Below are 13,067 nucleotides of genomic sequence, written 5' to 3' on the forward strand. Positions count from 1 at the left end.
TTAGGCATTGTTTTTATAATTGAATCCGTTCTAAAACAATCAGATGATAGCCCGTCCGGTCAACTATCGCTTGAATAGGATGTTACGGAAGGGAGGTGAAAACATGGATTATCATTATTACAATAATCGTAACAATAATAGGTCTAAAAAGTGCTTTATGTGTAATAAATGTTGTAAATGTTGTAAATGTTGTAAATTATTTAACTGTCGTAAGTTCCGTAATTGTTGTAAACATTGCGAATGCGTTAGCCCCTCTCATTGTTGTAGACGAGGAATTAAAGGAGCTACGGGCGCGACTGGTGATACTGGGCCTACCGGAACCACTGGAGCTACCGGTGATACTGGCTCTACCGGGTCTACTGGATCCACTGGAGCTACCGGTGATACTGGGTCTACCGGATCCACTGGCGCGACTGGCGATATTGGACCGGCTGGATCAACCGGGGCGACCGGTGATACTGGCTCTACCGGATCCACTGGCGCGACTGGCGATATTGGACCGGCTGGATCAACCGGGGCGACCGGTGATACTGGCTCTACCGGACTAACTGGCGCGACTGGCGATACTGGCTCTACCGGATCCACTGGCGCGACTGGTGATACTGGCTCTACTGGAACCACTGGAGCTACCGGTGACACTGGGTCTACCGGATTAACCGGCGCGACCGGCGATACTGGACCGGCTGGATCAACCGGAGCTATCGGCGATACTGGACCGGCTGGATCAACCGGAGCTACCGGTGATATTGGCTCTACTGGATCCACTGGCGCGACTGGCGATACTGGACCGGCTGGATCAACCGGGGCGACCGGTGATATTGGCTCTACTGGATCCACTGGCGCGACTGGTGATACTGGATCCACTGGATCCACTGGAGCTACCGGTGATACTGGCTCTACCGGATTAACTGGCGCGACTGGCGATATTGGACCGGCTGGATCAACCGGGGCTACCGGTGATATTGGCTCTACTGGATCCACTGGCGCGACTGGTGATACTGGGTCTACTGGGTCCACTGGCGCTACCGGTGATACTGGGTCTACTGGATCCACTGGAGCGACTGGCGATATTGGACCGGCTGGATCAACTGGCGCGACTGGTGATACTGGGTCTACCGGATCCACTGGAGCTACCGGTGATACTGGGTCTACTGGATTAACTGGCGCGACTGGCGATACTGGGTCTACCGGATCCACTGGCGCGACTGGTGATACTGGGTCTACTGGATCCACTGGAGCTACCGGTGACACTGGTTCTACCGGATTAACCGGCGCGACTGGCGATACTGGACCGGCTGGATCAACCGGGGCTACCGGTAATATTGGCTCTACTGGATCCACTGGCGCGACTGGAGCGACTGGCGATATTGGACCGGCTGGATCAACCGGGGCGACCGGTGATATTGGCTCTACTGGATCCACTGGAGCTACTGGTGACACTGGTTCTACCGGATCAACTGGCGCGACTGGTGATACTGGCTCTACCGGATCCACTGGAGCTACCGGTGACACTGGCTCTACCGGATTAACTGGCGCGACTGGCGATACTGGCTCTACCGGATTAACTGGCGCGACTGGCGATACTGGCTCTACCGGATTAACCGGCGCGACCGGTGACACTGGCTCTACCGGATCAACCGGGGCGACTGGTGATACTGGCTCTACTGGCTCTACCGGCGCGACTGGTGATACTGGCTCTACTGGATCTACTGGAGCTACCGGCGATACTGGACCTGCTGGACCTGCTGGATCAACCGGGGCTACCGGTGATATTGGCTCTACTGGATCAACCGGCGCGACTGGCGATACTGGACCGGCTGGATCAACCGGGGCTACCGGTGATATTGGCTCTACTGGATCCACTGGCGCGACTGGTGATACTGGCTCTACTGGATCAACTGGCGCGACTGGTGATACTGGCTCTACTGGATCAACCGGCGCGACTGGTGATACTGGGTCTACTGGATCCACTGGAGCGACTGGAGCTACCGGTGACACTGGCTCTACCGGATTAACAGGGGCAACTGGTGATACTGGGTCTACTGGATCCACTGGAGCTACCGGTGATACTGGGTCTACCGGATCTACTGGAGCGACTGGCGATATTGGACCGGCTGGATCCACTGGAGCTACCGGTGACACTGGCTCTACCGGATCAACTGGCGCGACTGGCTATACTGGTTCTACCGGGTCAACCGGAGCTACTGGTAATACCGGGACTACTGGAATCACCGGAACAACAGGTATTACCGGAGCTAAAGGTGAAACTGGATCTACCGGAAATACTGGTGCTGCTGGGACCACTGGCGCTACTGGTAATACCGGGACTACTGGAATCACCGGAACAACAGGTATTACCGGAACAACAGGTATTACCGGAGCTAAAGGTGAAACTGGATCTACCGGAAATACCGGTTCTGCTGGGACCACTGGCGCTACTGGAATCACGGGTGCAACGGGTATTACCGGAGCTAAAGGTGAAACTGGATCTACCGGAAATACTGGTTCTGCTGGGATCACTGGCGCTACTGGAATCACTGGTGCAACGGGTATTACCGGAGCTAAAGGTGAAACCGGGACCACTGGCGCTACTGGTTTAGCCGGATCTGGTGCCATCATTCCTTTCGCATCTGGACTCCCTTCTGTACTCACTACTGTACTAGGCGGTTTAGTTGGTACAACTAGCCTTGTAGGATTTGGAAGCTCCGTCAACAGTGTTAGTCTTCTCGGAGGAAATATCGATCTTACAGGTGCTGCGGGCACTCTCTTGAACTTTGCTTTTTCAGTTCCACGTGCCGGTACTATTACCTCACTCACAGCCTACTTTAGCACTACAGCAGCTCTAAGTCTTATAGGATCATCTGTAACGATTACGGCTCAATTATATAGATCTTCCACTCCAAACAACATTTTTAGTCCAATACCCGGAGCGACTGTAACTTTAACTCCACCTCTAAATGGCACTGTTGCACTTGGTTCGATAAGTAATGGTCTTACTACTGGATTATCCATTCCAGTTGCACCTCGTGATCGCTTATTAATGGTGTTCTCCGCCACGGCAACTGGTGTGTCAGTAGTAAACACTGTAGCAGGTTACGCAAGCGCGGGTGTCGCGATAAATTAATAGAAAAAGCTAAGTATTTACTTTAAAACAAGAAAAAATCACACTAATAGAAATTCAGAATTCAAATCATTAAAAAATTGTAAAATCACCTTGGAATAAGCATGTCACTCTTTAACACACAAAGAGTAAGTCGACCTTTGTAACTCGGTCGACTTACTCTTATTTTTGATTTACTCCAGGCTGAAGAATCTCTTCTATATTTTATGAATACTATTCTTTCCATCGTATGAGATTTGGAGAAGGATCTAATATGGATTGATATTGAGCTTTATCCCCATATATCCCATCTGGATCTAATTGCTGATAACGATTGAATTTATACATGCGATCCGCTTCTTTCGCCCACCCTAAATGTTTTAAACGCAAGTTAGAAAGTTCGTGGTTCAGTTCGAATATATTTGCTGGGAATCTTCCGCAATGTTGAGGTGTTTCCCTCCATTCGTACTCAAAGTCTTTACGATACCGAATTAGAAATGGACGATAAACCTTATGAGCTTGCCATAATGGATCTTCTCTATAATGCGTATCATTCCAAAAATCAAACAAACGAAAACAATACACATCAATGTCCTTACGACCAATCATGTGCGGTATTTCTTTGATGAATTTTTCTTCAAATATTTCATCGGCATCTAAATTTAGTATCCATTCCGGATTCGTTTTTAGTGTCTCAGACCATTGCTGTTTCCGCAGTTGAACTTCATTGGAAAACTTGGATGTTTCGTTCCGGACTAGATGCAACGGAATTCCATCTAGTAACTCTAGACAAAGTTCTGCAGTATTGTCCGTACTCCCATCATCGATGATAGTAGCTTCATGGATATACTTTCTAAGTTCAGTTAATGTCTGTCTTAAATAGCGTTCACTTTCGTTTTTTACAATCATCGAAAGCGTTAACTTAGGAGCAGTTGCTGTTTTGTTAAGAAATCCCTCGATCCCTTCAAGGTCAGATGTACGATAAATATGGTAAGCAGGAAAATAGGTATCTACATATAAAGGAAATCCTAATGCAGCAGCTCGCACACAAAAATGACGATCTTCTCCCCAAAATGATAAGTTATGGATTTCTTTAAAGTTCACTCCAGCTCTCAACGCTTTTTTACTTATTAATGTACATGCACCTAAACCACCTACTTGGTAAATGCCAGGAGTTCTCATTTTCTGTATAAAATCGAGGTATCGGGAGGTTTTTTCTTCATCCGATAATCGTTCAGCCCTTACTTGTTCCCACTGTGTATATTCATCACTCATCCATACCTGTGGTTGTTCATGAGCTTCGGGCTGCCATTTAGTCCAAAATATTTCAGAAATTATATCTTTTTCAGAATAAATCAAATGCTCAATTGTTTGGGGAGATAAAAGAATATCCGAATCGACTAGAAACAAATAATCATAGGTATCATCTAATGCATGTTGAATAATTTGGTCTTTCATATTTGCAACTTTCCAAACAAGGTGCTCATTCCAATAATGACTGGTATCATCCGATAAATACTCATCGTTATACTCAGAAGGTAGAACGGTAACATTTTGGTTTTCGTTTGCAAATTGAATAAGTAGTTGGCTAGATAGCTTATCTTGGTTATCATCGAAGAATAGAAAGGATAGTTGTACGTGGGTTTGTTGTAGCCGTTGCAGGGATCTTAAAAACTCTTTCAAAATAACTGGCTTCTGGTAGACAGGACAACCTACTAGGACTCTTAGCGGTTTCTTATTCATTTTGCTCATGCCCCTCTATAAGGACAGACTCTAAATACTTTCTGTTTTGTAGAATTCTGGGATCATTCGGTCTATATTGTCTCGCTTTTTCATTATGTTCATAGGCTTTTTTATGTTGACCTAACTGATCGTAACAAACACAAAGTTGCAGATTGGGGAGCCAGGTCGAAAATTGCGGAGACTGCAAACCAAGGTTCTGGCTAGAGAGCTTAATTTCAGTCGCCAACTTATACCAAAAAACAGCTGCGTGTAACTCCTTCTTATTTAAAAAATAGAATCCTAACCGACAACAAAACTCGGGTCGCGGATGATCATATTGAAATGATCGTAAAATAGACGCTAGTTCTTTCTTATAATCCCTTATCTCAAAAAAACAATCAGCTAGTCTGCCACATGCCGAAATGTTATCTTCCACCCACCCCTGTTCTGTTAAAAGAAACCTTTCATAAAACTCAATCGCACGTAAATACATTTGATGATCTTTCAACTCATTTGCAAAGTAAAATAAATCGCGTGGTGTGAACTCTACATGATTAGCAAGTTGCTGTTCATAAATGAGCAAATTCCGATTCGTATCATGTCGTACACTATGATGAGTAACGGCTACATTACTGTGAAAAATGGACCCCGATACTTCTAAATATTCATGAACAGCACCTATCCATTGAAACTGATTAGCTCGTTTCACTAAACGATTTCGTTTCAAACGTGTTATGACATTCCCATGGTCATCAGTAGAAAGGTTATAGTCCATCGTGACTGAGTCTGTTGTTAAATCCAGACTCTCTTTTAATTCTTTCATCTTTTTCTGATCATCTGGCAAAATCACATCGTCCGCATCCAACCATAAAATGAAATCTTTTGTTGCTTGTTGAAAAGCATAATTCCGAGCCTTTGCAAAATCATTGATCCACTCAAAGTCAAAAATACGATTGGTGTACCTCTTTAATACCTCTTTTGTTTGGTCGGTTGAGCCTGTATCAATAATATTGATTTCATCCACTATGTCTTTTACAGATTCTAAACAACGAGCAATCGTATCTTCTTCATTTTTAACAATCATGCATAAACTAATTGAGACCACACTATACCTCCTCTTCGTCCCCCTATTTGTATGTTACTATTACTCGTCCCTTGAATAATCTATTGGTTCATCCTTGGTTTTCTAACGCACTATTTTTTTCTCTTTCTTTAATCACCCCGTGTTGCCTGTAGTTACTATAATTTATGCTCTTTTGTAATAATTTTGTGTCGGTTTTTAAAAAATCATTATTTTTCACACACCACTTATAAGTTCCATACTTCCCCTGCCAATTTCTTTACTAGTTTGCTCTAGACATTCATTACATAAAAATCCCGCCTGCCAATTCCACTATCTTTGGAATTAGCCGACGGGACTGTATTGTAATTGTGTAAACATCTTGATCTTCTATTTAAAAAATCATATTTAGTTTACAAAAATTTCAGATGTGGTACTGAATTAAGATGCTGGGTTTACTTGCATCTCGACTAAGATCTTGATGTCTTTACCAACGAGTACGCCGCCTGTTTCAAGAGTTGTATTCCAAGTCAGGCCGAACTCTTCTCGGTTGATCTTCGCTTCCGCTTCGAATCCGTACACTTCAACACCCCATGGGTTTGTTCCTTTTCCGCCAAACTCCACGTCAAAAGTTACCGGTTTCGTGACGTCTTTAATCGTTAAGTCGCCCGTTACTTTGTAGTCATCGCCTTTTTTTGCAATTGCAGTGGATTGGAATGTGATGTCTGAAAAATTCTCTACATCAAAGAAATCTGCTGACTTCAAGTGATTATCCCGATCTACTGAATGTGTATTGAGGCTTGCGACGTCGAATTTGAAAGCGATGTTTGCAGTTGTAAGATCTGTTAAGTCTGCTGCCTCAACCGTTGCTGTGTAACCGTCAAACTGACCTTTCACTTTAGATACCATCATGTGTTTTACTTCGAAACCTACTGTTGAGTGCGATTGGTCTACTGTCCATTTTGTCATTTGAATTTCCTCCATTTTATATATAATTTTATTGTATCTACGTTGTTACACGCCAGGTTAACCTGGCACTTCACCTGTCACTGACTAAGGCATCTTTACTTAAAATATTGTTCATACCAAGCTTTTGCGGCTTTTACTTCCGACATGGTCAACTGATGTCCCGCGTTCTCCCAATGAAGTCCAACGGATGCCCCTGCTTCTTCCAGCCGTTTCTGCAACTCAGTCGATTCTTCCTGCGTACAAATCGGGTCGTTTGCTCCCGCTCCGATCCATACATGAATTCCTGCTAAATCAGGCATAGGGACATTACGTATCGGCACCATTGGGTGATGCAAAATGGCTCCCTTTACTGCATCGTCGTAGTGAAATAGCAGACTGGCTGCAATATTAGCGCCATTTGAATACCCGATAGCTACGATATTTGACGCGTCAAATTGGTGATCAGTAGCAGCCTGCTCTAAAAAGGCTTTTAGCTCTTTCGTACGGAAAACTAAATCTTCTTCGTCAAATACACCTTCTGCTAACCTTTTAAAGAAGCGGGGCATGCCATTCTCCAATACATTTCCACGCACACTAAGCACAGACGCTTCAGGGTCAACTATTTCCGCTAACGACAGCAAGTCTTGCTCCGTGCCGCCTGTGCCGTGCAGCAATAGTAATACTGGTTTCTCGCTATTAGTACCTTTTCTAAAAATATGCTGCATAATGGGGATTCCCCTTTCTACAAGTACTCTTTTTCGATCTTAATCGAGCTGCGTACTGTGTTGATAGGTCGCACGATCGCCTCTATCTGTTCACGTTTTCCTTCCAGGAATGGTGGAAGCGACAAGATTTCTCCTACAGTTTCATAAGGTTCATCCCCCATGAAACCAGGTCCGTCTGTGGCCCACTCAAAAAGAATTCCAGGTGCTACACGAGCATATAGGGATTCAAAGAAAAATCGATCGACATATCCTGAAGTGTTTAAGCCGAATGACGGCAAGCGCTCAATCCACTCGTTTAGCACATTTGTATCTTCCACCCGGAAGGCGGCGTGGTGAACCGTTCCGTACCCTTGACGGCCATCCGGAAGAGAAGTGTTGTGCTCCACAATTACTTGTGCTCCGTTTCCACCTTCACCTACTTCGAACAAGTGCAGTGAACCATCCGTTGCGACTTCTTTAAAGAGCATGACCTTTTCAAGCATCTCTTTGAAGTAGTCAAATTGTGCTATCCGAATATGGATAGGTCCTAATCCTGTAATCGCAAATTCAAGTGGCACAGGACCATCCTGCCAAGGAGTACCTGATACGATACCTGTGTTGTGCTCATCTGAAATCAGCATATAGTGTTGGTCGTCGAAATCAGTGAAGGAAATGGTTTTTTTGCCGAAAACTTCTTGGATTCCCGTATGTGTCACATCGTACTTTTCAAAGCGTTTTACCCAATAGTCTAACGCTGCATCTGTCGGTACCCGAAATGCGGTTTTGTAAATCTCGTTCGTTCCATGAACCCCTTTTTGAATGCCTGGGAAATCGAAAAAAGTCATATCGGTACCGGCTGACCCTGCATCGTCTGCAAAGAACAGATGATACGTCCGAATATCATCCTGATTCACCGTCTTCTTCACTAACCGCATACCTAATGTATACGTGAAAAACTCATAATTTTTCTCGGCACTGCTAGTAATGGCCGTCACGTGGTGAATGCCTTTTATTCCGTTCATATTAATATCTCCCTTCTTACATCGTGATTTTATCTTGAATTCAAGATATATAACAAAAAATAAATAGCTCGATCTTGCAAGCTAATTCTGTCTAAATTTGACTCAGTTATACATAAATGGCTCGCCATTCATGCGGAAGGCAGTTCATCCATAGTAATTTCTCTTCCAGCTGATTGTGGAAAATAAATTATCTTGAATTCAAAGTAATAATAACACGTCATTTTTTTCTGGTCAATTAGTTTGTTTCTCCTTTTGGAGTAGATAAGCTGTAAAAAGTGCCCAAATGCGCAAAAAGCGTCAACCTCAATAAGAAGTTGACACTTTTAAAAATTTTGATTGGATACGATTTGAGTGGAGTACGGACATGTGCCACAAACCCTCATCTTAATAAGCGCAGCACACTACTCTTTCTCAACAATCCCCTGTTCAATCGCCAGCACTTTCGCCACTTTCGGTGCATACCATACGACCAATATTAAAAGAATCGATACTGGAACAGCTGCTATGACGACAAATGACTGCAAAGCACCGATTCCTCCGCCCCCGATTTCGATTAGGATGGTGGCGATTGTGGCCATGATGACCGCCCAAAATACACGTACGGCTTTTGGAGGATTCCCGTCGCCAGTCACGGCCATGGAAATGGAATACGACATGGAGTCTACTGTCGTCACTACAAATAGTGTAGTCAAAATCAAGAACACAGTTGGCATGATGAATCCTAACGGCATTTGTTCCGCTATAGCGATGATTGCACTCGGCAATCCACCATCATTCAATGGACCGCTGACGGAACCTGCGTTATTTAATTCGTAGAAAATGCCCGTCCCTCCAAGTACCGTGAACCAAAAGTTTGTGACGACAGGCGCTATTACAGCAACCACTAAAAAGATTTCACGAATTTTTCTCCCGTTGGATATTCTTGCGACGAATAACGCTACCAATGGGCCGAACCCTATAAACCATCCGAAGAAGAAGAGCATCCAGCTTCCAAGCCATGCATCATCTCCACGGAAAGTACTGATGCTTACGAAATCGCTGATATACGTACCAAAGGAAGACATGAACGTGTTGACGATGAACAGACCCGGACCGAACACGATCAGGAAGACGGCAATCACCGCCACTAAATTCACGTTCAGCTTACTTAAAAATTGAATCCCCTTCTCAATACCTGTAAGGGTAGATACGAGTACGACACCTGTCAAAATAACGATGATCGAGAGTTGGGTCACGAATGTATCGGGTATACCAAAGATAGAATTGACTCCATAGCTAACTTGCAGCCCGAGAAAACCAATTGGACCAATCGTGCCAGCAGCAGCGCCTATGATACAAAATACATCGGCAGCCGTGCCCCATTTGCTCGTTAAAATTCTCTCTTTCAAGATAGGATACAAAAGGGTCCTAGGTTTCAACGGCATTCCCTTATGTTTATGTGCGTAAATCAATATAATCGAACTGATTGCACCGTATACAGACCATGCCGTGAAGCCCCATGACATGTAACTTTGAGCCAGTGCTGGCCCAATCGCTTCAGTGGTTCCGCCTTCTATCCCTTTATGCATGGGAGGCACGTCCAGAAAATAATACATAGGCTCTGCCGCTGCCCAAAAGACGCCGCCAGCGCCTAATCCCGTCGTCAAAATTACCGCTACCCATTTAAAATAAGACATCTCAGGCTTCTTTGCATCGCCCAGGCGGACTTTCCCATACTTTGAAAACGCCAATACCGCACCTACTACAAAAGTTGCCATCAATAGGAATTGCCAGTACGCCCCGAAGTAGCGAATAGACCAATCAAATCCCTTATTTACAAACTCACTGACCAGGTCTACTTTAAAAATTGAAAACAGCACGAATGCCACTAATATGCCGCCACTCCAAAGAAATACTGGCCAATCAATCTTTTGACGAATATGCTTCCAATGGGCTTTCATCATAATTCTCCCCCAAATTTCGTTTTCCTTACAGCAACTATAATGTTATGCGAGACACTCTCAGTTGTAGCTTTCCCTTCTTCGCCTCTACTTTTCAACAGCATCTGCAAAAACAAAAAAAATGCAACACGATTTGAATTCGTGTTGCATGTCTCATACAAAAACTCATATTACAGGATATATGGTACCTTTCACACTGTCAACACGTATCCATATTTTTCTATTATGGAGAAAGGTCAGTTAATAATGCGTTTTTGGGCTTGTTGAGCTTGAACTGTGAGTACGTGTGTATGAAATTATTGTGAATGTTTGTCGAACAGGTTTTCCCACACTTCGTTAAGTTGGAACTTCGTTTATATTTCAACTATCTCCATATAAACGCAGGCACACACAAAGTATATCGTGTAGACTTGTTTCTGTTTTGTGCCTGTATATGTAGTACAACAAAAACAAAAAACCCTCTTCTTATATAATAAGGAAGAGAGGTGAAAAGCTTTCGTCATTTTACGATTCAATCTACCAGTTTAAACTCCAAATCGCCTACTCCAACATCAATCTTCATCTCGATCACAACATCACTCTTAGCATAAGCGTCATTCACATAGACGCCTTTCCCCTGAGAAGTGAAGCCTTTCGCATCCAGGCTTGTGATTCCTTTCGACACAATCAGTTTGACACCGGTATCTGCTGGGAGCAGAATCGTCGCATCTCCGACTCCTAGATCGATGTCTGCGTTGAAGCTATCTTTCCAGTCACCGCTTAAATCGATAGTTGCATCACTTACACCCGCATCGATCGATAACTTGCTGAGTTGGATACCTGACAGGTTTAATGTCGAGTCAGAGACGCCCATCTCAATATCTAAGTTGACCGGTATCTCATTTGTCAGCTCGAGGTCCCAATCGTTTCGTACGTTCCCCAGTCCCGCAAATATTTTTCCTTTTTGCTTAATCTCAGCGTTTCCAACAGTTCCTTTCTTCTTATAAGAAACAGTTGGTTTCAGTTTCTTCTTGTTCGTGTCAACTGTGCCTTTGATCCAGGCATCCTCACCATCCGTAATAGATACGTCCCCGAAGCCAATCTGTATCTTAGCGTTAAGTGATTTTACGTCATCCTTTTCGATTAAAATGTCATTGACCCTGTTCCCCGAAAATACCCAATTATATCCCCAAACTCCGACTGCACCTAGTATCCCAACTACTAATAATGCCCCTATAAGCTTCCGCATATAGAACACCCCTTTCCCTTTGACTTTATTATATCCGATTCCCTGCACAAATTTGCCAACCCTTCGGTTGAAATTCAAATCAGACTTAAGTCTGAGCATAGGTAGATTGTGTTTTAAATGGTATGTAGTTCTTGCTTAGACTATGTTATTCGGAGCTGAAGTGCTTCTGAGGTATTGAGGGCAACGTTTAGCCCCGGGATATTTAAACCATAGGGGGGCTATTTCTGGAAAGGAGATCTGCAAGAATTTGTGCTTGAAATTATTGGGTTTGTTTCAACAATTGCAGCTGTTGAAATATTGGTATATTCACGCATTTCAGGTACTTCTATCTTATTGCTGTAGACGAGCAATTCCGCACCATGGCGATTTCCATTCACGCTCCCAATGTAGGGAGCGACCAATCTTGGCATGTCCAAAATCGTGAGTGACTGGATTTCAATCCACGCTCCCAATGTAGGGAGCGACCAAAGGTATAAATGCTTTTATCCGCAAAGCAGAGATTTCAATCCACGCTCCCAATGTAGGGAGCGACATGATAATGCGGTATTTAACGGTTCGACCATTATATTTCAATCCACGCTCCCAATGTAGGGAGCGACCTTTTAATATCTGACTTGCACACTCACAATATCCTCATTTCAATCCACGCTCCCAATGTAGGGAGCGACCAAAGGGCATTAAGCAATTCATTATCGACCCAGAATTTCAATCCACGCTCCCAATGTAGGGAGCGACAATGACATAGCCAGTATCTGCGATTGTCCCGACTGATTTCAATCCACGCTCCCAATGTAGGGAGCGACCTAGATGAGTTAGATCCACACAGAGGTAGGATTATTTCAATCCACGCTCCCAATGTAGGGAGCGACAACCGTCTTTTCGTTTGCACCACGACGACCAACCGATTTCAATCCACGCTCCCAATGTAGGGAGCGACCACGCATTAATGAGCCTTCAGCATGTTCATTTTTTCATTTCAATCCACGCTCCCAATGTAGGGAGCGACGAACAATAACGTTTGCGTTCGCAGTAATTGTATCATTTCAATCCACGCTCCCAATGTAGGGAGCGACTCATGTAGTCCCTGCGAACGAATAACGGCATTATTTCAATCCACGCTCCCAATGTAGGGAGCGACATTCGGATGTTGGAAGACATGCCACCTGAAGGCGGATTTCAATCCACGCTCCCAATGTAGGGAGCGACTTTACTCGAGGATGGGATGCTAGTGAAACTGAAGCATTTCAATCCACGCTCCCAATGTAGGGAGCGACAGATACATTACAGCATTCTCGTTCATGCTTTTTCATTTCAATCCACGCTCCCAATGTAGGGAGCGACTT

Annotated in this window: 8 protein-coding genes and 1 CRISPR repeat array (1 of these 9 running past the window's edge); of the genes, 1 reads left to right on the plus strand and 7 read right to left on the minus strand. The window is 44.3% G+C overall.

The genetic code is table 11. The features are described from left to right. Nucleotides 1–103: 103 nt before the first annotated feature. Nucleotides 104–3,124 (plus strand): beta strand repeat-containing protein, encoded by a 3,021-nt coding sequence (locus M3197_RS17485; RefSeq protein WP_432814002.1) that lies wholly within the window; start codon nucleotides 104–106, stop codon nucleotides 3,122–3,124. A 210-nt stretch (nucleotides 3,125–3,334) separates the two neighbouring features. Here M3197_RS17485 and M3197_RS13250 read toward each other — a convergent pair whose 3' ends face one another. From M3197_RS13250 to M3197_RS13280, 7 genes are all read right to left on the minus strand, one after another. Continuing rightward, nucleotides 3,335–4,843: a glycosyltransferase family 2 protein gene (locus M3197_RS13250; protein WP_349774135.1), complete on the minus strand. Its 1,509-nt coding sequence runs from the start codon at nucleotides 4,841–4,843 to the stop codon at nucleotides 3,335–3,337. Next, entirely contained in the window at nucleotides 4,836–5,927 is a 1,092-nt protein-coding gene (locus M3197_RS13255; protein WP_251662058.1) for a tetratricopeptide repeat-containing glycosyltransferase family 2 protein, read from the minus strand. The genes M3197_RS13250 and M3197_RS13255 overlap by 8 nt, the downstream gene beginning before the upstream one ends. A 396-nt stretch (nucleotides 5,928–6,323) precedes the next feature. After that, a complete protein-coding gene (locus M3197_RS13260; RefSeq protein WP_251662059.1) occupies nucleotides 6,324–6,851 on the minus strand; it encodes a YceI family protein in 528 nt (175 codons plus the stop codon). Nucleotides 6,852–6,946: 95 nt separating this feature from the next. Beyond that, a complete protein-coding gene (locus tag M3197_RS13265; RefSeq protein WP_251662093.1) occupies nucleotides 6,947–7,558 on the minus strand; it encodes an alpha/beta hydrolase in 612 nt (203 codons plus the stop codon). 14 nt (nucleotides 7,559–7,572) lie between these two features. Continuing rightward, nucleotides 7,573–8,556, minus strand: a complete 984-nt coding sequence (locus tag M3197_RS13270; protein WP_251662060.1) for a ring-cleaving dioxygenase — start codon at nucleotides 8,554–8,556, stop codon at nucleotides 7,573–7,575. A 401-nt stretch (nucleotides 8,557–8,957) separates the two neighbouring features. Beyond that, nucleotides 8,958–10,499, minus strand: a complete 1,542-nt coding sequence (locus M3197_RS13275) for a BCCT family transporter (protein ID WP_251662061.1) — start codon at nucleotides 10,497–10,499, stop codon at nucleotides 8,958–8,960. Nucleotides 10,500–11,007: 508 nt separating this feature from the next. Beyond that, nucleotides 11,008–11,724 (minus strand): toast rack family protein, encoded by a 717-nt coding sequence (locus M3197_RS13280; RefSeq protein ID WP_251662062.1) that lies wholly within the window; start codon nucleotides 11,722–11,724, stop codon nucleotides 11,008–11,010. Between the two features lie 365 nt (nucleotides 11,725–12,089). Beyond that, nucleotides 12,090–13,067: direct repeats of the CRISPR family, unit length 33 nt; unit sequence ATTTCAATCCACGCTCCCAATGTAGGGAGCGAC; it runs 135 nt beyond the window's last position.

The organism is Sporosarcina aquimarina (assembly GCF_023715615.1).
Taxonomy (GTDB): Bacteria; Bacillota; Bacilli; order Bacillales_A; family Planococcaceae; genus Sporosarcina; species Sporosarcina aquimarina_A.

Coding starts and splice junctions, on each gene's coding strand:
- M3197_RS13270 (WP_251662060.1), bottom strand. CDS start 8,556: ATGAACGGAATAAAAGGCATTCACCACGTGACGGCCATTACTAGCAGT.
- M3197_RS17485 (WP_432814002.1), top strand. CDS start 104: ATGGATTATCATTATTACAATAATCGTAACAATAATAGGTCTAAAAAG.
- M3197_RS13260 (WP_251662059.1), bottom strand. CDS start 6,851: ATGACAAAATGGACAGTAGACCAATCGCACTCAACAGTAGGTTTCGAA.
- M3197_RS13280 (WP_251662062.1), bottom strand. CDS start 11,724: ATGCGGAAGCTTATAGGGGCATTATTAGTAGTTGGGATACTAGGTGCA.
- M3197_RS13250 (WP_349774135.1), bottom strand. CDS start 4,843: ATGAATAAGAAACCGCTAAGAGTCCTAGTAGGTTGTCCTGTCTACCAG.
- M3197_RS13275 (WP_251662061.1), bottom strand. CDS start 10,499: ATGATGAAAGCCCATTGGAAGCATATTCGTCAAAAGATTGATTGGCCA.